The following is a 20,624-nucleotide window of genomic DNA, read 5'->3' as shown; positions in this document are numbered from 1 at the left end:
ATCACCCTGAGCCGTCCTGGTTCAGCCTCTCCAGCGCGGCGCGCGCCCTCTCCCAGGCGCTCGTCGGCGACTTCCCGTTCTCCAGCGCGTTCAGGGCGGGATGAACGGCGTTGGCCACGTCGACGCTCTCGGCGCGCAGCGGCGAGTCGGCGAAGCCGGTGAGCGAGTCCCCGATGATCTGTCCGACCGGCGCGCCGTTGAAGAAGGCTGATGTGGCCCCCCGGACCTGGGCGGAGTCGCGGGCCGCCAGGGAGGCCGGGAAGTGGCGCAGCTGGTCGAAGGCGTCCGACTGCTGCTGCGTGGCGGTCAACCACAGCGCCAGCTTGATCGCCTGCTGGACGTGGGGTCCGTTCTTCGGAACAACCAGGTAGGAGCCGGACCAGTTCCCCTTGCCGCCCGGTGCTGCGGCGACATCCCAGTCGCTGGCCGCGCCGCCGAACGCGGCGTCGATGTCACCGATCATCCACGAGGGGCACACGACCGTCGCGAAGTGGCCCTCGTTCAAGTCCTTCCCGCTGGTGGCGGCCCGTGCCTCGGCGCTCTCGCCGGCTTCCACGGCGTCCGCCACGAGGTCCCAGGCGGCCTTGACCGTGGGGTCGGAAGCCGAGTCGTAGGCCGACTGGGCAGCGGCCCGAGCGGCGGGCGTGCCGCCCAGGTCACCGGAGACCGCTCCGCCCAGAATCCCGTTCATCAGATGAGCCGAGTTGTCGTACCAGGCAGTACCTTTCGGCGCATCTGCCATATACTTGCGACCCATGGCGACGTAGGCCTCCCAGTCGGGCAGGGCCGCCGCCAGCTCCTGCCGGTCCGTCGGCAACCCGGCCTTCTCCAGCAGGGCCCGGTTGTAGCAGAGGGACAGTCCGCCGCTGTCCAACGGCAACCCGATCACCCGGCCGTCGGGGGCGGTCACCAGGCGCAAGTCGGCCGGGTCCCAGGCAGACGCATCGATGAGGTCCTTGAAGTCGACGAAGTAGTCGGCATGCCGGGTCAGCGCCGCGACCGAGGACTGTTCCACCTGTTGCAGGTCCTCCGAGCGTGCACCGGTGGCGGCCCTGTTCCGGAGGTCCTTCTCGTAGGTGTCGTAGTCGTGCCGGCCCACCTTCACGGTCACGTCGGGCCACAAGCGGTGATAGGCCACCGACATCTGCTCCGACACGGGCGGCGACGTCCCGTAGGTGCCGATCGTCAGGGAGGCCGGACCACCGGGGGACGGCGGGTCCGGCTCGCCCCGGGAAAGGGCCCACCCGGCTGTCCCGCCCACGGCCAGGACGGCGACCGCGACAGTCGCTGCGATCAGCGCGGTGCGCCGGGACCGGCGCGGGACCGGGACGGGGCGAAGACCTCCCGGTGGGAGTTGCGGCGTCGGGGGCGTGGCGGACGGCCGGGTCGGCGAGGAGTGCGATCTCGTCCGCAGCACCGTGCTGGACTGAACCGTCCGATCGTCGGCGCCGCTCAGCCGGTCGACGATCTCGGCGGCGCTCGGCCGGTCCCGTGGCTGAGGGGACAACGCGGCCCGTGCGAGTTCGGACAGCTCACTCGGCAGGGCGTGCAGGGGGCCGACATCCGGTGCCGGGTGGCCGGCCGTCATCTCGTGGAGCTCGGACGGCCGCGGCTTCAGCGGATTGGCGTCGGAGGACGCGCTCTTCCAGGCGTGGCGTCCGGCGATCGCTGCGAAGGTGAACAGACCCCAGCAGAACACGTCGCCCGCCTCGTCGCGGTCCGGACGGTCTCCGCTGTTCTCGTCGACGGAATGTCGCTCGGGGGCGGCCCACCCGGCCGTCATGCCCGGCCCGCCGAACTCGGTGAGCATGGCCCGCTGCTGCGTCTCCAGCTCGCGCATGGCCTCGTCGGGATGGCCGCGCTGCCACGCCAGTCCGAAGTCGGCCACCACCAGGCCTTCGCGACGCAGCAGCACGTTTCCCGGGGACAGGTCGCGATGAACGACTCCGTGCCGGGAGAGATGGGCCAGGACGTCGGCCAGCTCCGTGGCCAGGCCCGTGGTCGCCTCGGCGCCCAGCGAGCCGCCCGACTTCTCGAGAGCCGCTCTCAGTCGCAGATGCGGGATGCGCGGGAGTACCAACCAGGGCAGCTCGGTCAGGAACGGGTCGTCGGCCTCGTCGACGAAGCGGTCGTCGCCGTCGGCGAAGAAGCGCACCGGCCCGCCGACGTCGAGCAGCGGCATGACGGAGTCGTGCCCACGTAGGGCACGCAGGAGCTGGGCCTCGCGGGCGATCCGGTGCGCGTTCTCCTGCAGATGGTTACCGGCCGAGGCAATCTTGACGGCCACCGACGTCCCGGTGGTGGTGTCGCGGGCCGACCAGATCCAGGCCTGGCCACCTCGGGCGATCAGGCCGTCGAGGACGTAGCGCCCGCCCGGACCGATCCTCGTCAGTCGCTGCTGCCAACCCGAGGCCTGTTGGGCACCCTGCGGCAGACTCGAGTCACCCTCCGTGATGGGCTCGACGTCGAGTGTCCAGTGCATCGAGACGAGGGGCCAACCGGTCACCGGCACAGATTAGTTGTGACGCGGGTAGTTTGCTGTGAATCCTGATGCGAGACAGGTGACCACGAGAGGTTGGCAGCGCATGACGCACTCCGTGGCTCTCGCCGGTAGCCCCCAGGATATCCGCCGAACGGTGGAAGCCTGGCTGTTCGATCATGGTTTCGCGAGCGCACCGCAGAGCGGCTCAGCCCTCACGTTCGTCCGGCGCCGGCGACCCGCTTGGTCACGGATCGCGGCCTGGGCGCTGGCCCTGCCGACGGTCGGGTCGAGCCTCCTCCTGCTGCTGCTCAGGCGAACCGAGACGGTGGTGTGCGTGATCGAGCCGGCCCTGTCGGGGGCACGCGTCCATCTGTCGGGCGCGGTGCCCGAGGAACTGGTCGGTGCACTCCGGGCGGGACTGATCGAAAGCGTTGCGCCGCAGGCACTTGCGCCCGACACCCGGGCCGTTCCTGCGCTTCGGCCGTTGCCCCCGCCCGCCGGGGAGGAATCGACCGAGGTGGCCGGACGACGTCCCGGCCCCGCCGCCCAGCCCCGCGCCTACCTGATCGTCCCCGACTGGGGGCCGTCGGTGCTCGTCACCGGAGGGGGCGTCATGGGCCGTCAGCCGCGAGCCGCGGACGGACGACTCACCGTCGTCGTGCCGGATCCGGACCGCCGCGTCTCGAAGGAGCACGCCGACTTCGGCATGGACTCCAGCGGGTTCTGGATCACCGATCGAGGTTCGACGAACGGCACCCGGATCACGACGGTCGACGGCAGTATCACTACCTGCGTCGCCGGCCGTCGTCACTACGTCGAGGTCGGGCAGCGCGTGTCGCTCGGCAATCGTCGCTCGTTCACCGTGCGGCCGGGAACTGGGGAGGACTGATGCGGACGAAGCTCACCCTGGAACGGGCGAACGGCTCGGCCGCGGACGTCGTGGTGGTCAGCGACCTGCGGGCCGCCGTCGCGGACGTGGCCGAGGCACTGGCCGCCGGCGACCCTCGAGCGGCCTCCGCACCCCTCACGTTGGCCGTGGTGGAGGAAGGTCGACGCCGCGTGCTCGACGGCACGCAGCCCTTCGCGGAGGCGGCGGTGCCGTCGGGGTCCCGGGTCTGCCTGGCCACCGGTGAGACGCAGGCGCAACCGGCGCTGGGCACCCTGTCCGTGGTCAGCGGCCCGGAGGTGGGCCGGACCTTCACGCTGCACAAGGCCAGCACGGTGGTCGGGCGCGGAGCGGCGTGCGACGTGCGCCTCGACGACACGATGATCTCCCGCGAGCACGCGCGCATCGTCATCAGCGACGCACCGGGGACGTCGTCCGGGGCGCAGGCCCACATCGTCGACCTGAACTCGGCCAACGGCATCCTGCTGGGCGAGGAGCAGGTGCGCCACGCCGACCTGGGCCGCGGTGAGGTCGTCGTCCTGGGCGGCAGCGGCATCCGGGTCTCGCTGCGGGCGGATGCGTCGTCCGGCCCCGGTCGCTCCGATTCCGACCACAACCGCAGCCCGCGCGTCCAGGTGGTGTTCGAGGGCGAGGAACTGGAGGCGCCACAGCCACCGCAGCGGGCCCGGTCGCGGGCCTTCCCGGTGATCGCGTTCCTCGTCCCGATCGCCATGGGCCTCGCGATCCTGGCCATCACCCGGACCCCGTTCGTCGTCCTCTTCATCGCGATGAGTCCGATCCTGCTGCTGGGGACGTGGGCCGAGACCCGGTTCTCGGAGGCCCGCGAGTACCGGCGGGCGCTGCGCGACCACGAGGAACAGCTCACCGTGCTGCGCGGGCGGCTGGCGCAGGCGGCCGACGCGGAGCGGGCGGCCCGCGTCGCCGAGACGCCGCCGGTGGCGGACGTGGTGGCCGCCGTCTTCGAGCGGTCGTCGTTGCTGTGGTCCCGCCGCGTCGACCGACCCCAGTGGCTGGTGGCCCGGCTCGGCCTGGGGCGGCTACCCGCCCGCGCCCGCGTCGTGCTGCCCACCCGCAACGCCGCCGAGGCCGCGCTGTGGGCCGAACTCGACGAGCTGGCCGCGCGCAGCAGTGTGATCGAACCCGTCCCGGTCGTCGTCGACCTCGGCGCGGCGGGCGCCTTCGGGGTCGTGGGGCCCACCGAACGGGCGCAGGCCATGGCCGACTCCGTCGTCCTGCAGCTCGTCGGCCTGCACTCACCGGCCGAGCTGGTGGTGGTCGCGTTCACCGACCGGGCCGGGGTGGCCCGCTGGTCGTGGCTGCGCTGGCTGCCGCACACGTCGTCCGACCACTCGCCGCTGGCCGTGCCGCACCTGGCCGGGGACGCCGGGTCCTGCCGAGCACTGTTGACCGAGCTGGAACGTGAGGTGGCGGCGCGACGGGCCGGGTCGTCGTCCCCCGCCTGCGTGGTGCTCGTGGACGACGACGCCTCCGTCGACCGGGCCCGGCTCGTCTGGGTCGCGGAGCGCGGTGCCGAGGTCGGTGTGCACGTCGTCTACGTCGCCGCGCGGGCCGAACGCCTGCCGGCGCGCTGCGACACGTACGTGCGCATCGCGCCGGACGGGGCCGGGCAGCTCGTGGTCTGCCGCGACGGCGAGGTCGTCGACCCGGTGGTCCTCGAACCGCTGCCGGCCGAGGTGGCGGCCCGCGCGGCGCGCGTGCTGTCCCCGGTGGTGGACGCCGGTGCCCTCGTACCGTCCCAGTCCGACCTGCCCGAGAGTGTCTCCCTCGTGAGCCTGGTCGGGCACGAGGTGCTCAGCCAGGAGGAACGGGTCCGGGAGCGCTGGGTGGCCAGCGGGTCGCTGCCCGGCCCGGACGGCCGACTCAGCCCGGGGCAGCAGCACCTGTCGGCTCTGGTGGGGATGGGCCCCGAGGGGCCCTACTACCTGGACCTCCGTCGGCAGGGTCCGCACGCGCTCGTCGGCGGGACGACGGGCGCGGGCAAGTCGGAGTTCCTCCAGACGTGGGTGATGGGCCTGGCCATGACCTACAGCCCGCGGCGCGTGACGTTCCTGTTCATCGATTACAAGGGCGGAGCCGCGTTCGGCGTCTGCCAGGACCTGCCGCATGCCGTGGGGTTGATCACCGATCTGACTCCGCACCGGTTCGGTCGCACGCTGATCTCGCTGCGCGCGGAACTGCGGCGCCGGGAACGGGTGCTCAACGAGCACAAGGTCAAGGACCTCCTCGAGTTGGAACGCCGCGGTGCGCCGGACACGCCACCCAGTCTCGTGATCGTCGTGGACGAGTTCGCCGCCCTGGCGCAGGATCTGCCCGAGTTCGTCGACTCCATGGTCGACATCGCCCAGCGTGGGCGGTCGCTGGGCGTGCACCTCATCCTGGCCACGCAACGGCCCGCCAACGTCATCAAGGACAACCTGCGCGCGAACACGAATCTGCGGGTGGCCCTGCGCATGGCCGACACCGCTGACAGTACGGACGTCCTGGGTTCGCCCGAGTCGGGGCTGATCTCGCCGGACCTGCCGGGTCGGGCCTACGTGCGCACCGGCCCGGGCCGGCTGGACGCCTTCCAGACCGCCTACGCCGGCGGGTGGACATCGGACGGGCCCGAACCGCCCTCCATCGTGGTGGAGGACCTCGCGTTCGGGCCTCCCGCGGTCTGGGCCGGTCCCGCGTCGGCGACGGCGGACTCCGCCGTGGACCCGGAGGCGCCGACCGACCTGGAGCTGCTGGCCGACGTCGTGGGTCGTGCGACGGAACGGGCGCGGCTGGCTCCGGCCGTACCACCGTGGCTGCCGCCGCTGGGGCCGGCCTACGCCCTCGAGAAGATGACCGTGAATCCCGGTGAGCTGCCGCTGGCGCAGCGCGACGACCCAGAGCAGCAGAAGCAGTACGCGGTCGGGTTCGACCCCGACCGTGAGGGGAACCTGGGCGTGTTCGGGACCGGCGGTTCCGGCAAGTCCACACTGCTGCGCTCGCTGGCGACGGCGGCCTGGCTGCGCACCGTCGCGGGCGACCCGATGCACGTCTACGGCGTCGATTTCGGGGCCGGGGGGCTGGCCCTGATCGACCGGCTGCCCCATGTCGGCGCGGTCATCGCGCGTGAGGACACGGATCTGCTGGCTCGGCTGCTGCGCTGGCTGGGCGAGCAGGTCCGAAGCCGGGCCGAGCGCTACCAGAAGGCCGGCGCGGCGACGCTGTCCGACTATCGGCGGAATGCGAATGCGCCTGCTGAGCCGCGCATTCTGCTGATGGTGGACGGCGCCCAGGTGTTCCGGTCCGAGCACGAGAGCCGTTCCGGCCTGTGGGAGCAGTTCGTGCGGATCGCGGTCGACGGCCGTGCGGTGGGCGTGCATGTGGCGCTGGCGGCCGACCGGCCGGTCAGCCTGCCCGGCAGCCTGAACTCTGCGTTGCAGAAGCGGGTCTACCTGCGGATGGCACAGGAGGACTACGCGCTGATCGGGTTGGCCGGATCGGCCCTGCCCGCCGACGCCCCCGCCGGTCGCGGCCACCTGGACGGCTTCGAGGTCCAGGTCGGGGTGTTCCGTGCGGAACAGGCCATCGACAGACAGGGCGCGCAGCTGGACGAACTGGCTGGCTCGTCGCGGATGGCAGGCCCGGCGCCGCGCAGGATCGAGCGCCTTCCGGACTCGGTCCGCCTGCTCGACCTGCCCGCACAGCTCGGCGGCGATCCTGTGCTCGGTCTCGACGACCTGACGCTGGAACCCGTGAGCGTGAAGATCCGCTCGACCTTCCTGGTGGCCGGGCCTCCGGACAGCGGCCGTAGTACGACGGTGGGATCGGTGGCGGCCGCCGTGCTGAGAGCGGGCCGGTGCCAGGTAGCCGCTTACCTCGGACTCGAGCGCAGCCCCGTCAGCTCGATGGTGCGCTGGACGGCGCGCGCCACCGACCGCGACCAGATCGTCGAACTGACGGAGAAGCTCACGGCCGCCCTGGAGGACCGGGCGCACCCGCCGACCCTGGTGGTCGTGGAGGACCTGCACGAGGTGGCCTCCGGCCCGGCCGAGGCGGCCCTGCTCCAGTTGGCCCGCCGGTGCATCGCCGAGGGGCACGTCTTCCTCACCGACGTCGGCGCCAACGCCAAGATGTTCAGCGAGCTCTCGCAGCTGATCAAAGCCCAGCAGCAGGGCATCCTGCTCCGCCCCGGGCTGGCCGACGGGTCGAACCTGCTGTTCACCACCACGCCGGCCGCCGATCGCGGTGACCCCCGCGGTCGTGGCTACCTGGTCTCCGGCGGTCGCGCGTCGAAGCTGCAGATCGGTTTCGCCGAACCGCTCGGCTAGGGGCAGGGCTGCCCTGGAGTCGGTCCGGCGTGCCGACCTAGGGTCGAACCATCGACGGGAAGGGCCCGGTCGACACACGAGAAGGAGGACGTCATGGCAGGTTTCGTGGGCATGGTGCCCGAAGAGGTGCAGAGTCTGGGCCAGCTGCTGGCCGCCACGGTGCCGGGTGAGATCGACGGCATCATCTCGAAGATCACCGGCCAGCTGGGGTCGACCCAGTGGGTGGGCGCCGACCGGCAGCAGTTCGAGACCGACTGGCAGGGCACCTACGTCGCCCAGCTGAACCAGGTCAAGGCCGCCCTGCAGGAGTTCGGCAACCACGCCATGCAGGAGGCGCAGCAGCAGATCGACGCCTCGGCGACCTGAGGCGACGCGCGATGGCAACCTTCATCGGCGCCTCCCCGGAGGACCTCGACGTCCTGGCGCAGACGATGAGCCGGCAGGCCGGTCACCTGGCCGAGATCGACAGCCGGGTCCGGGCCCAGCTGTCGCAGACGACCTGGTTCGGCGGGGACATGGAGCGGTTCTCCGCCACCTGGTCGACCCGGCACGCGGGTGACCTGGCGGCGGTGGCGCACTCTCTGCAGAGGGCGGCCACCGCCGTCAGGGCCCAGGCCCGGCAGCAGCGGGTCGCCAGTGGAGCCGTCGGGTCGGGAGCCGGACCGAGCGGCCCGGGCGGGGTCGGGTCCTGGGCCGACGCGGGGCCCGGCGGGGTGAACGGTCCGGGAGCACCGGGTCTCGGTGACCTCGGCGAGGCCGTGCCACTGGGACTCATGGCGATGCTCGGGCTGGTGCCGGGCGCGTACAACGGTTTCAAGAAGATCTATGAGCCGTTGGACAGTCTGTGGACCGTCGGTCATGACGCTCCCGAGTGGTTGCAGAAGTGGCGGGCCATCGGCCGGGCGAAGGACGTCTTCCGCGAGGCGGAGCGGGTGTTCGAATGGACGGGGCAGGCCGAGAATGCCCGGCTGAACAGCATTCTCCGCCAGGTCGACGACGTGAACGACTATCGCGTGTTGCGCCAGTGGTACCTCGGTCAGGAGCACGTGCTCGACGCCTTCCAGGACGTCGTGAAGGCCGGCGGCGAGATCGGCCGGGCGGAGAACGCCTTCGTCGATGCCGTCAAGATGACAGGCCCCCTCAGCCGGGCCGGGGGACTCCTCGGCGTGGTCGGCGGCGTAGTGCAGGTAATTCACCCGGACCACGAGACCGGCGTGCTCAGCGTCATCGACCGCGGCGTCGGTGGCATCACGGCCATCGCCAGCGGAACGGCGCTCGCAGCCGGGGTGGGACTGATCACCTTGAGCCCGCTCGGGGCCGGGGTGGTGGCGGGTGCGCTGGTCGCCGGTGCGGTCTGGACCGGTGGGAACTACGTGGTGGACCACTGGGACTCGATCAGCCACGGCGCCGACGTGGCGGGTGACTGGATCAACGCCCAGAACCAGAAGGTGCTGGACACGGCTGCCCATGCGGTGGACGACGTTGCGGGGGCCGTCGCCGACGGGGCCGGTGACGTGGCCCACGCGGTCGGCAGCAGCGCCACGGGCGCCTGGAAATCCGTGAAGGGGTTGTTCTGATGAGCGGGTCGGTACGTATGCGGGCGCCGGAGGTCACGTCCGCGCTGCTCGGGCGGCTGTTCGAGCGGGCCGGCGCGGGGCGCGTCGAGGTCGTGCGACTGACGGACGAGGAGCTGGCCGTGCTCGACGGCCCGCAGTCCGATCACGTCGCACCGTTGCCCTGGCTGTCGGCGTTGCCGGAAACCGAGCAGGAGACGGCCCGGACCGTGGCGGCTCGCAGCCTCGCGGTCCGCGGGGTGGCTCGGCCGAGCGCGATCGACGAGACCACGGGGGACGTCGTCCTCGCCGTGGACGGCGACACGCACGCGGTGCTCGCGGCCCGCCGTTCGTCGTCCGGCTTCGTCATCGCCGAACGGCGCAGCGACCAGGAGTCCATCACTCACGTCCTCTACGTCCAGGGCGCGGCCGGTGTCGTCGACGAGACGGTGAACCAGGCCGGGCTGCATGTGTTCTCGGCCGGCCCGACGGCGCCCGCGGTGGACGCGCTCGTCGCCTTCCTCGACCCGGCCGGGGTCGCGACCACGGACGGCCCCGCGGAGGAGGTCGACCTGGGCGCGGCGGCGAGCGGGGTCCTGCCCGAGGCCGAGGCGGACGTGTTGCTGGTCGCCGTCCTGGTGGTGGTCACCGCCGGGCCCGACGGCCGGGCGGAGCAACGGCGGCTCACGGTGATGACCAAGCAGGACGAGGTGCGGTTGGCCGAGGCCGGGACCGGCGAAGCCGGCCGCCCGGCGGCCCTGATCCGGTCGGTGGGGCCCGAAACCCTGCGAGACCGGGTGCAGGAACTGGTCTCTCAGGCGGCTTCGACCCCCGACCCGTCGTGACCGGAGGGGACACGGCGGGGCGGGGCCGGTTGCTGCTGACCGAACGGCTGTGGCCGAGCGGGACGGCGCTCCTGGTGCTCGCCTCCGCGGTGATGGCGGTCGTGCTGGTCGCGGCTGCGCAGGCGGGCGCCGGCGCCGCGTGGGGAGTGCTCGCGTTCATGACGGCGACCCTGGCGGTGCTGCTGCCGTTCTTCGTTGTCGAGAACTCCTTCTACGAAAGGGAACTCGTGACGCGGGCCGCGCCCTTCTGGCCGCCCCTGGTCGTCCCGTGGGCCGTTGTGGACCCCAGTCAGGTGCGGCTGCACCGTCGGGCCAACCTGCTCGGCCGCCGCTGGAGCACCCGTGAGGCCCGGTTCCAGACCGCTCCCTGGACGACGATCGCGGTGTCGTTCCCGGGGCCGGCGCCTCGGCGACGGCGGGCCTCGTCGTCGGCGACCACCGAGGCCATGGACCGGATGCGGGCGGAGTTGGCGGCCTGGAACCTGACGGGGGCGGCCGGTGAGATCCGCTGGGTGATCGGCACCCGTCGTCCGGACCTGGCGTTGGAGGCGATCGAGGCCGCCCTGACCGCGGCCGGGCGCGCGGGCAGCCGCGGCCTGGCCGCGCGGGAACTGGCCGACCCCTCGGTCGAGCGATGGGACCGGCCCGCGGGTCACTGATCCCGGCGGACCATCGCCAGCTTGCGCCCGTCGTAGCGGAGGGTGAACTTCCCGATGGTCAGCAGGTCACCCGGGTTGAGCTTGCGCCGGCGGATCTGGACGCCGTTGACGAACGTCCCGTTGCCGCTGCCCAGGTCGCGGATCTCGGTGGTTCCGTCCCCGATCAGCAGTTCGGCGTGCTCGCGGGAGACCGACGGATCACCCAGGACCAGGGCGTTGGAGGGTGCCCGGCCGATCCGCACGACCTTCGGACCGGGCCGCCCGCCCTCGGCCTCGACCGCCGGCGCCGGGGCCGGGCCGGCGCCGTCCGACGTGACCAGGCCGCGACGGACCAGCAGGTGCGCGACCTCGTAGTACGTGGGCAGGGCCAGCGCGGAACGCCGCTCCTGCTCCGCGGTGTCGACGACGTCGGCCCTCGGGTCGGCGCTGCGCGTGGCGCCGCCCACCCGGGGCGCCGAGGGGAGGCCCAACTGGGCTGCCTCGCGTTCCAGCCGGTCGTCCAGCAGGCTGCGCAGGGCCGGGATCTCGTCCAGGTAGAGGGCCGTCAGCTGTTCCACCTTGTTGCGCACGGACTTCCGGCTGGTGATTCCCGTGGCGGCGCTGATCTGGGCGTAGGAGGCGGGCAGCTGTCCGCCCTCCAGCAGGGGAGCGCACAGCGCCTGCGCCACGTCGCGCAGGGAGGTCGGGACCGGGGGGACCCGCATGGTCTTCTCCGGGTCGCCGCCGTAGCCGGAGCCGGCCAGCAGCGGGTTCTCGGGCAGGATCTGTCGAACCCGCAGGCGACAGCCGTCCGGTCCGTTGACGAAGGCCAGGTCACCGGGGATCGATCGGGCGGGCCCGCGGTCGGTCTCGCTGCGGCGGGGCGGCAGAGGCGGCTCCGGAGGCAGGCCGGGGACCTCCACGTAGAGGTCGTGCGCCAGGGAGACGTTGCGCAGCCACAGCTCGCCGTCCATCCGCCAGATGATTCCGGCGAGCGCCGAGAGGCGGCGCTCGCCGGACCCGGCGATGACGATGTCGCACTCGGCCCCCCGACCGAACGACCGGCGCTGACCCTCGGCCGAGAACTCGTGCACCACGTCGGGGCGGCCGAGGTCGACCACCGTCAGGACGCCGTCGGCGTCCGCGGGCGAGTGGTCGGGGCGCTGCGCGGCCTGGCTCACGGCACCGTGCACCGGACGCTCTGGCCGGCGAACTTCCAGGTCGCTCGCGAGCCGCTGCCGGAGCTGAGCCGCAGCGAGTAGCTGCTCGACTCATGGTCGACGCCGTCGAGCCGGAGGAAGGCGCTGCCCTGCCAGCTCGCCCCGGCGCCGGTGCCCACGGGCGGGACGATCAACTGCTGGTGCATCACGCCGTCGTCGGTGGACACGTTCTGGTCGGGTTGGTTCTCCGCCCCCGTCCACCCCGAGCCCAGGTTCTGCGCGTAGACGGCGCCCTGGTCACCGACGGCCTTCTTGAACACGACCGTGAGCACGCACTGGTCGCCGTGAGCCGCCTCGAAGCTGGGGTTGACCAGGAAGGTGACCTGAGCGTCGAGCGTGGCCATCACCGCGTCGAGCCGGCCGAAATACGCCTTCGCCGTGAGCGAGCCGGGCACGTCCAGGCCGACCGAGGCTTGACGGGCCGGGGTCGTGCTCCTGGTGGTGCTGCCGCCGGACGAGCTCTGGCCCGTGTTCGTGCCGCCCCCCGACTGCGGCTTGCTCCCGGAACCACCGGCCGGCACCGACACTGCGGTCGCCCCGGCGGAGCCGGACGAGCCGGTGCTGCCGGCGGTGCTCGACGGCGCGGAGGACGTCGAGGTCGTCGGCTGGGAGGTGGTCAGCGCGCCGGGCAGCGTGGTGGAGCGGGGTGCGGTCGACGGCCCGGGCCCGGCGGCCTTGTCGGCGGTGGCGCCGGCCGGTTCGCCCAGCAGGCGGACGCCGACCAGCGTGGCGGCCGCGACGAGTATTACGGCGGCACCGACTCCGACGAGGGCCAGAGCCCTACGAGCTGGGCGTGAGCTGGGCGCTGCGGAGATCGGCTGGGCCGCGAGGGGTTCCGGTGGGCGCGCGGCGTGGACGGTCGGGGCGTCGTTCACGGGCCGCGCTGGAACGGTGCCCAGGCGGGTGGGCAGCTCCTGTTCCCCGCGGACGACGGCGGCCACCTCGGCCGGAGTGGGCCGGGCCTCGGGGTCTTTGGCGAGGCAGGCGCCGAACAGGTCGACCAGCCCGGCGTCGTCGAGCCCGGACAGGTCGGGGTCGTCGTGGACCACGCGGAACACGAGTGCGGCCACCGTGCCGGTGCCGAAGACCGGGCGGCCGGTCGCGGCGAAGTAGGCCAGGGCTGCAAGGGAGAACACGTCGGTGGCCGGGGTCACCGATCTGCCGAGGGCCTGCTCGGGTGACATGAACCCGGCGGAGCCGCTGATGTGCCCGGTGCCGGTCATCGTGCTGGCCTCGGACGCGCGGGCGATGCCGAAGTCGATCACCCGCGGTCCGTCCGGGCCGAGCACGACATTGGACGGCTTGAGGTCTCGATGGATCACGTCGGCTGCGTGAATGTCCACGAGGGCATCGGCGATCGCCGCGACCACCTCACGCAGCCGGGCGTCGACCAACGGGCCATCGGCTTCCACGGAGGCCAGAACAGTTGGCCCGTCTACGTATTCGGTCGCCATCCACGGGCGCGCGGCGTCGACGTCGGCGTCCAGGACGCGCACCGTCGACGAGCCGCCGACCCGTCGAGCGGCCTCCACCTCACGGGCGAACCGCTTCCGGAACTGGGGGTCGGAGGCGAGACCCTCGTGCACCAGTTTGATCGCGACCAGTTCCCCCCGCTCGGACTCCGCCAAGAAGACACGCCCCATGGAACCGCTGCCCAGTCGGGCCATCACCGTGAAACGGCCGAGTCGCCGCGGGTCGTACTCCTCCAACCGCTCTCCCCGTTCCATGTCTCTTCGTGGTCCCCTCGTTGCGCCGACCGGCTGCAGATCTGGAGCCGATACCTCAGGATAGGCACTCCGAATCACACCATTCCCGCTCGGCGAGACGTCGGGGGGTCTGCCCGGTCCGACCATGGGCCACGATGGGAGGCGCCTTGTCCGAACCACGATCGGCGTCGTTCGGCATCCCGGGCTACGACCTCGTAGAGCGGTTGGGGCGTGGCGGCTCGTCGACCGTCTATCGGGCCCGGCAGCTCAGTCTCGACCGGGACGTCGCGTTGAAGGTGCTGTTCACGGATCTGGGAACCGAGGCCGAACGCCGACGGTTCGACCGGGAGCGGCGCGCGCTCAGCAGCCTGAGCAACCACGCCCATGTCGTGGACGTCTACGACGCGGGTGTGGCTGCGGACGGCCGCCCGTTCATCGTCATGCGCATTTACGCGCGCGGTAGCTTCGCCGACCGGGTCAAGCAGTCGGGGCCCCTCGCCCTGCGTGACGTCGGTCGGGTGGTGGGGGGAGTCGCGTCGGCCCTGGAAGCCGCGCACGCCCTCGGGGTCATCCACCGAGACGTCACCCCGAGCAACGTCCTCATCGGTGATGACGGCGAGCCCCTGCTCGCCGACTTCGGCATCGCAGCCCTGCTCGATGTCGGTGAGGGCACCCGGACCTTCGCGTTCACGACGGCGCACGCCGCACCGGAAGTCCTGCGGGACAACAACTACTCAATCGCCTCGGATGTCTACTCGTTGGCCTCCACCACGTACTTCCTGATCACGGGCCGTCCACCGTTCGCGGACGCGGGTCGTGGTCCGCAGGCCCACGTGACATCGCCGGATCCGCTGGGTGACGGGGTTCCGCCCGCCGCCGCGGCGGTGATCCTGCGAGGCCTCGCCGCAGACCCTGCCGTGCGGCCGCCGTCCGCGCGTGAGTTTGCTTCCGAGCTGCAGGCGACGCTCGCCGAATTGCCTGACCCGCAGCCGCGCCCCGACGACGAACGAGCGCCCGGGGACGAGCGACTTACGGACGCGCCGCCCGAGGTCGTGCCGTCCGAGGTCGTGCCGTCCGAGGTCGTGCCGTCCGAGGTTGGGATCACGGGCGAGACGACCGTCCTGAATGCCGAGGATTCCGACGAGGTCACCCGGCGTCGAGATGATGCCGAGCCCGAGCCGCCCGCCGGCGAGCCGCCGGAGCCGGCCGAGCTCGTGGTCAGGCGTCGCCGGTCTCGTCGTCGCCTGGTCGGCGTCGCGGCCATGGGTCTCGCCGTGATCGTCGCGTGCGGGCTCGTTCTCGGCCTGGTCGAGCGCCACACCTACGGTGTGAAGGACCGGGACGGGGTCGTCGCCATTCAGCGGGGTGCCTGGTTACCGCTGCTGGTCTCCTACGAGAAGACGTCGGTGCCGACGTCCGCCCTGCCCCTGGCCCTACGGCAGCGACTGAAGGACCGCGTCTCCGTAGAGGACAGGTCGGCCGCTGAGGCGCTCGTCGGCCAGTACGAGGACGCGGCCGCCTATTGTGTCAACAACCTCGACCGGGGGTGCCCGGAGCACCCACCACGTGCTCCCACGCTGGATCTCAGCGTGGACGAGTATCCGCACGGCAAGCGGCTCAGACTCTTGTGGGACGTGATCCCTCAGCGGGGAACGGTCACCACGGTGAGCCTGTCGAAGGCCGCCCTCGGCGACTGCCCGCCGGTCCTGGAGGGACGCGGCGAGTGCACGATCGAGGGCGAGTACGCGACGACGTACACGGCCACCGCCGTCACCCGGGCGCTGTCGGGCGCGCTGTCCGACACGGTCGAGGCGGAGGTGCGTACGTACGACAAGCCGTCCCTCAAAGTCCGCCCCGGCGATAAGTTCAAGGACGACGGGGAGAGATACTGCACCGTGGACGTGGTCGTGCGGGGCCTCAAGCCCGACACCCGTTATCCCGTCAAACTCTCCTTCCCCAACGGGGCCAAGGAGAAGACATCGATCGAGACGGACTCCTCGGGCGGCAGCAGTTCCGGCACGGAGGACGGCTGGGGCTACACAGGAGTGAGCGGAACAAAACACATAGCCGCCACCGTGGCCGGGATGACTGCCCGTAGCCGTCCCTGGGTCTGCCGCTGACCCGATCCTTGCTGCCCGGGCTTGGGCAGGGCTGCCCTCGAAAGCTCTTGTCGACAGGCCCCATAGTCGCCGCAGACGATCATCCGGATCGTCGGCCCGGTCGGGTTTCACAGCGGGGGTGCGGCGGACATGACGGAAACACCACGTGGGCGGTCCATTCTGGAGACTGTCGGCTCGATCGCCTCGATTCTCACGGTGCTCGGTGGTGTGACCGTCTTCTTCTTCTCGACGCCGGTCGACCTGTTGAACAAGGTGAAGTCGCACACGGTTCGATCGCTGACCCTGGCCGTGCCGGCCACCGGCGCGAGTGTCCTCGACGGTCAGTTGCAGGTTTGCGGGACAGCGGACCTCGACCCGCAGTGGGTGCTGGTGGCGCTCGTCCAGTCGCCCGACCAGCTGACGTATTACGTCACAGGTGGGGGAGCGATAGCCGTGGGAACCGACGGAAAGTGGCGCACCGGTGGACATCTCGGCAGCATGGACGCGAAGGAGCTGGCCCGGGAGTCCGGCAAGAACTTCAAGGTGATAGTCGTAGCCCTCGACGACCGGGGGCAGCGCCAGCTGCAACCGGCCCTGGCCAAGGAAGCGGCCACCGGTGGCTTCGTCACGACCGCGATTCCCCACAATGCCATGCGGGTGCAGGCGGACGTTCACCCCGTGGTCGACGACAGTGACGACACCCAGGGCAGCTGCGACGAGTTCATGGCCGCGGAGGACTGACAGTCACAGGAACGGCCGGACCTCGACCTTCCGGTTGCACGCCTTCGAGCCCGCGGTGCCCAGCTTCAGGGCCACGTCGAGGTCCGGCGCCTCGATGATCCAGAACCCGACGAGGTACTCCTTCGTTTCCGCGAACGGTCCGTCGGTGATCACCGTCTCGGCCCCACGCGCGTCGATCGTGGTCGCGTTGTCCGGGTAGCCGAGCCCGCCGGCGAACACCCACTGCCCCTGTTCCTGGAGTTGCGCGTTGAAGGTGTCGATCGCGGCGGTCTCGTCAGGGGAGGCCTGGGCGTCGGGGCTGTCGTGGACCACGGAAAGCAGGTATTGCATCGCTGATCATCTCCTGCGCTCAGGGCCGCGTGGGTAGCGGCCGCTCAGCAGTACTACGAATGGCGAGTGGCCGATGCGACAGGCGATCCTGCGTTTGCGCATGATCAACGCGGAGGAGGGGGTCAGTAGGCCCCGTCGCTACCCAGGACCGCGCGGATCGTCTTCCAGAGGATGCTGAGGTCCATGCCGATGGACCAGTTGTCGACGTAGCGCAGGTCTAGCCGCAGGCTCTCTTCCCACGACAGGTCGGACCGGCCGGACACCTGCCAGAGCCCCGTCATCCCGGGGCGCACCCGCAGGCGGCGGGTGGCGTCGCCGTCGTAGGTGGCGACCTCCGACGGTAGCGGCGGGCGCGGGCCGACGAGGGACATCTCGCCGCGGGCCACGTTGATCAGCTGGGGGAGTTCGTCGAGGGAGTAGCGGCGGATGAAGCGCCCGACCCGGGTGACGCGCGGGTCCTCACGCATCTTGAACAGCATGCCGTTGCCCTCGGAGGAGGAGGCGAGCGCGGCGAGGCGCGCTTCGGCGTCCACGACCATCGAGCGGAACTTGACGATCGCGAACTCGCGGCCGTCGACGCCGACCCGGGTCTGGCGGAAGAAGACCGGGCCGCGGCTGTCGAGCTTGATGGCCAGCGCCACGGCGAACAGCACCGGCGCGAACAGCAGCAGCAGGAACGTGCCGAAGAGGCGGTCGACGACCGCCTTCAACAGGAGCTTGCCGCCGTGCGCGCGGGGTTTCTCCAGGTGCAGCAAGGACAGGCCGGCGACGGGGCGGATGGACAGGCGGGGGCCGGCGACCTCCATGATCCCGGGGGAGACGAGCAGGTCGACCTGGCGTTCCTCCAGGGCCCAGGACAGGCGCCGCAGTTCGTGGCCGGCGAGGTCGGGGTGGGAGACGATCGCGACGGTGTGGGCGCCGACCCGGTCGACGACGTCGAGCACGTCCTCGGGGCCGCCCATGACCTTGATGCCGTCGATGTCGCCGGGGCGCAGGCCCTGCAGGTCCGGGACGCAGGCGGCCACCGGGGCCAGGCCCCGGTAGGAGGCCCGCTGGAGCATCGAGATCAGGTGGCGGGCGGCGTCATGCCGGCCGACGATCACGGTGCGGTGCACCCCGCGGCCGGAGCGGCGCGCGTTGTGCACCCGCTGCCGCAGGTACCAGCGCAGGGTGAGCGAGCCGACGACGATGGCTGGCGCCGAGAACAGCACGATGGCCCGGGACACGTTGCCCGCCAGCGTGTACGAGCCGACGGCCACGAGCGTGAACAGGGCCAGCCCGGCCCGCACGACCCGGTCGGTCTCCTCGCTGCCGGAGGCGAGGAAGCGGGTCTCGTAGGTGCGGTTCACCGCGAGGAACGCCAGCCACAGCAGGGGCGCGACGACCGGGGTGATCGCGTAGAACCAGGGGGTCTCGGTGTCGAACCGCAGCCAGACCGCGGCGGCCACGGCGGAAGCGCTGACCAGCACGTCACCCGTGATCACGAGGTTCCGGTAGCGGCGCAGCATGCTCGCCGCCTGGCCGTCGCGCCGGATCGGGAGGCCGGCGGTCTGCGCGGCGGAGGTCATGAGGCGGTCGATGGGGACGTGCTGGCTGGAGATCTGAGTCATCCCGCCGAACCCTCCCGTCCTGCCTACCTGGTGCTCTGCTCGGGCCGTGCCACCGAGCGCCCCTGGTCGGCCGGACCGGGGTGGCCCCGGAACCGCAATACCCACATTAGGCCAGGTCAACCGACCAAGATGCCCCCTTGATGGACATCACTGCATCTCGGGGCGCCGGTGAAACCTGACGGTAACCAAGTAGGGACTCCGGCGTAGGCAAACACGCCAAATCGCACCCAGTTGCTTATTGACCTACGGGTCAATATTATTGACCGCATGGTCAACACGTTCGACTCGTCGGAGTCGGTAAGTGATCTGCGAGCCGCCCGGTTCACGATCTCCGCGTACGTAGTCGTCGCCCTGGGCACCCTGGTGCTGCTGGCGATCCTGGCGAAGGTCGACCCGCGCCAGGCCGGCGAGTCGGCGTGGGTCCACGCGGTCATCGTCGCCTTCTTCGCGGCGCTCCTGCCTTTGCGCATGCGGGCGGCCACGGCCGGGCGGGTTGCGGGGCTGCGGGCGGTCGGCCTGATCGCGGCGGCCCTCTTCCTCGTCAACGTGGTGGAGGCGCTGCTGCCCGGCACGTTCCCGGGGTGGATGCGCCTCGAAATGGTCGGCATCGCGGTGATGATGGCCGTGCTGATCCTCCTCGTGGTGCGCATCCGGTTGCGTTCCCACGCCCGTGACGCCGAGCCGGCGGCCCGGTGAGCGACGAGCAGGCCGCCCCGCGGAAGCGACTCAGCGCCGAACGGCGCCGCGAGCAGCTCGCCGACGCCGCCGTCGCCGTGATCGCCGAGGCCGGCTACTCGGGCGCGACGGCCGACGCGATCGCCCAGCGGGCCGGCACGTCGAAAGGCCTCCTCTGGCACTACTTCTCCGACCGGGACGACCTGCTGGAGTTCACCGCCCGCCGAACCCTGGCGCTGCTGCGCGACCGGGTCGCGACCGACATCGACCTGACTCAAGCTGCCCCGGAGGTGATCCCCGCCGCGGTCCGTCGCGCGGTCGCGCTGCGCACCACCCACCGCGACGAGCTGGCGAGCCTGCGCGAGATCGTCGTCCACCTGCGCCACGCCGACGGCAGCCTGCGGCTCGGCCTCGACGACTTCGAGGAGACCTACGCCGGCCAGGAGGCGCTGTTCCGCCGCGGGCAGGTCGAAGGGCACTTCGACCCGCACCTGGACCCGCGGTTGATGGCGGTCGTCTACCAGGGGGCGGTCGACGCCGTCCTCACCTATCTCGACGCGCACCCCGCCGTGGACGCCGAGCGGTACGCCGAGCACGCCGCGGCGGTTCTCCTGCGGGGCTTCTGCGGACCGGGCGCCTCGGCGCCGGTGAAGTGACAAGCACCGGGACGACGCCGCTCACCATCGGCTCGGCCCTCGCCGGACCTCGGGGTCGGTGCGTTCGGGCGGACGTGCGTGATCCGTCAACGACATCGTCAGATCGTCTGCAGAATGATGGAAACACTTTTTAGGCAGGGATTTTCGCCAGACATTTTCGTGGCAGACGAGTCGGCCGGTAAGGGCCACGCAGAGTAGAACGCCCTTTGTCAACCTCTTGTGATCTTGCAATTGCTGTGGGTTACTTCGTGTTGCCGAACGAGTTGCTCAAGAAGAGTGGCGGCTTCGCACGGCTTGGCGCAGCGGAATCACGGGACCGCTGCACGGGTGGCTGGGGCGTGTGATGGCTGCATCGGGGCTGTTTGGTCGTGCGTACTTTCTCGTTCTTCTCGCAGCGTTCCCCGCGTCAGCGCGGACTGGCCACTGTGGTCTCGGCGGCATTGATCGTCAGTGGTGTCTCGGCGGTGGCGTTCGCGGCGGACGTTGCAGCGGCGCCGAAGGCTGAGGCGGCCGCTCCGGCTCCGATCGACCTGGGAGACCATCCGCAAGATGAGGCTGCGGCTCTGGCGCAGGCTCATGGTTCGGGCGAGCGGGTCGAGGTGGTGTCGGAGCGGACGCCCACGGCCACTGTGTGGGCGAACCCGAATGGGATGTTGTCGAAGGACATCACGAACCACCCGGTGCGCGTCCAGCAGAAGGACGGGTCCTGGGCGGCGGTCAACACCGGTCTGGCCGCTGCGGGTGGCGGGACTGTCTGATTAACGGTGTAACTGGGTCTGGCTCGACACGCCGAGCGTGATGCTTGGCGGTTTGGAGCTGGGCATGTCGGACACGATCTCG

At 71.3% G+C, this 20,624-nt stretch carries 16 protein-coding genes; 11 read left to right on the top strand and 5 right to left on the bottom strand.

Going from position 1 to position 20,624, the window contains the following annotated elements:
* Position 1 precedes the first annotated feature (1 nt).
* Complete coding sequence (locus tag ACIB24_RS20975) at positions 2-2,506, bottom strand: extracellular solute-binding protein (RefSeq protein WP_398284151.1); 2,505 nt, start codon at positions 2,504-2,506, stop codon at positions 2-4.
* A gap of 79 nt (positions 2,507-2,585) precedes the next feature.
* Between ACIB24_RS20975 and ACIB24_RS20970 the strand changes: the two genes are divergently transcribed.
* The 6 genes from ACIB24_RS20970 to ACIB24_RS20945 all read left to right on the top strand — a co-directional run bounded on the left by ACIB24_RS20970 (position 2,586) and on the right by ACIB24_RS20945 (position 10,768).
* Complete coding sequence (locus ACIB24_RS20970; RefSeq protein WP_398284150.1) at positions 2,586-3,371, top strand: FHA domain-containing protein; 786 nt, start codon at positions 2,586-2,588, stop codon at positions 3,369-3,371.
* Positions 3,371-7,711: an FtsK/SpoIIIE domain-containing protein gene (locus ACIB24_RS20965; protein WP_398284149.1), complete on the top strand. Its 4,341-nt coding sequence runs from the start codon at positions 3,371-3,373 to the stop codon at positions 7,709-7,711. The genes ACIB24_RS20970 and ACIB24_RS20965 overlap by 1 nt, the downstream gene beginning before the upstream one ends.
* A 93-nt stretch (positions 7,712-7,804) precedes the next feature.
* A complete protein-coding gene (locus ACIB24_RS20960) occupies positions 7,805-8,077 on the top strand; it encodes a hypothetical protein (protein ID WP_398284148.1) in 273 nt (90 codons plus the stop codon).
* A gap of 11 nt (positions 8,078-8,088) precedes the next feature.
* A complete protein-coding gene (locus ACIB24_RS20955) occupies positions 8,089-9,288 on the top strand; it encodes a hypothetical protein (RefSeq protein ID WP_398284147.1) in 1,200 nt (399 codons plus the stop codon).
* Complete coding sequence (locus ACIB24_RS20950; RefSeq protein WP_398284146.1) at positions 9,288-10,109, top strand: hypothetical protein; 822 nt, start codon at positions 9,288-9,290, stop codon at positions 10,107-10,109. Before ACIB24_RS20955 ends, ACIB24_RS20950 begins: the two co-directional genes overlap by 1 nt.
* Entirely contained in the window at positions 10,106-10,768 is a 663-nt protein-coding gene (locus ACIB24_RS20945) for a hypothetical protein (RefSeq protein ID WP_398284145.1), read from the top strand. The genes ACIB24_RS20950 and ACIB24_RS20945 overlap by 4 nt, the downstream gene beginning before the upstream one ends.
* Here ACIB24_RS20945 and ACIB24_RS20940 read toward each other — a convergent pair.
* Both ACIB24_RS20940 and ACIB24_RS20935 read right to left on the bottom strand, forming a co-directional pair.
* On the bottom strand, positions 10,762-11,928 hold the full coding sequence (locus ACIB24_RS20940) for an FHA domain-containing protein (RefSeq protein ID WP_398284144.1): 1,167 nt from the start codon (positions 11,926-11,928) through the stop codon (positions 10,762-10,764). The two genes, ACIB24_RS20945 and ACIB24_RS20940, sit on opposite strands and share 7 nt — an antisense overlap.
* Positions 11,925-13,694, bottom strand: coding sequence for a protein kinase domain-containing protein (locus ACIB24_RS20935; protein WP_398284143.1), 1,770 nt, complete (start codon positions 13,692-13,694; stop codon positions 11,925-11,927). Before ACIB24_RS20935 ends, ACIB24_RS20940 begins: the two co-directional genes overlap by 4 nt.
* Positions 13,695-13,828: 134 nt before the next feature.
* Between ACIB24_RS20935 and ACIB24_RS20930 the strand changes: the two genes are divergently transcribed.
* A complete protein-coding gene (locus ACIB24_RS20930) occupies positions 13,829-15,793 on the top strand; it encodes a serine/threonine-protein kinase (protein ID WP_398284142.1) in 1,965 nt (654 codons plus the stop codon).
* A 129-nt stretch (positions 15,794-15,922) separates the two neighbouring features.
* Positions 15,923-16,513 (top strand): hypothetical protein, encoded by a 591-nt coding sequence (locus ACIB24_RS20925; protein ID WP_398284141.1) that lies wholly within the window; start codon positions 15,923-15,925, stop codon positions 16,511-16,513.
* A 3-nt stretch (positions 16,514-16,516) separates the two neighbouring features.
* Here ACIB24_RS20925 and ACIB24_RS20920 read toward each other — a convergent pair whose 3' ends face one another.
* Together ACIB24_RS20920 and ACIB24_RS20915 are read right to left on the bottom strand one after the other, a co-directional pair.
* Positions 16,517-16,843 (bottom strand): YciI family protein, encoded by a 327-nt coding sequence (locus ACIB24_RS20920; RefSeq protein ID WP_398284140.1) that lies wholly within the window; start codon positions 16,841-16,843, stop codon positions 16,517-16,519.
* A gap of 122 nt (positions 16,844-16,965) precedes the next feature.
* Complete coding sequence (locus tag ACIB24_RS20915; protein ID WP_398284139.1) at positions 16,966-18,453, bottom strand: sugar transferase; 1,488 nt, start codon at positions 18,451-18,453, stop codon at positions 16,966-16,968.
* Between the two features lie 267 nt (positions 18,454-18,720).
* Here ACIB24_RS20915 and ACIB24_RS20910 point away from each other — a divergent pair, with 267 nt between their 5' ends.
* The 3 genes from ACIB24_RS20910 (at position 18,721) to ACIB24_RS20900 (ending at position 20,542) form a co-directional block, all read left to right on the top strand.
* Positions 18,721-19,149, top strand: coding sequence for a hypothetical protein (locus ACIB24_RS20910; RefSeq protein WP_398284138.1), 429 nt, complete (start codon positions 18,721-18,723; stop codon positions 19,147-19,149).
* The gene (locus ACIB24_RS20905) at positions 19,146-19,784 is read left to right on the top strand and encodes a TetR/AcrR family transcriptional regulator (protein ID WP_398284137.1); all 639 of its coding nucleotides are present in this window, start codon (positions 19,146-19,148) and stop codon (positions 19,782-19,784) included. The genes ACIB24_RS20910 and ACIB24_RS20905 overlap by 4 nt, the downstream gene beginning before the upstream one ends.
* Positions 19,785-20,152: 368 nt before the next feature.
* On the top strand, positions 20,153-20,542 hold the full coding sequence (locus ACIB24_RS20900) for a hypothetical protein (RefSeq protein ID WP_398284136.1): 390 nt from the start codon (positions 20,153-20,155) through the stop codon (positions 20,540-20,542).
* Positions 20,543-20,624 lie beyond the last annotated feature (82 nt).

The organism is Spongisporangium articulatum, from assembly GCF_044465595.1.
Lineage (GTDB): Bacteria > Actinomycetota > Actinomycetes > Actinomycetales > Kineosporiaceae > Spongisporangium > Spongisporangium articulatum.
The sequence above is the reverse complement of the archived record's forward strand: the minus strand, read 5'-3'. Positions and strand labels throughout refer to the sequence as shown.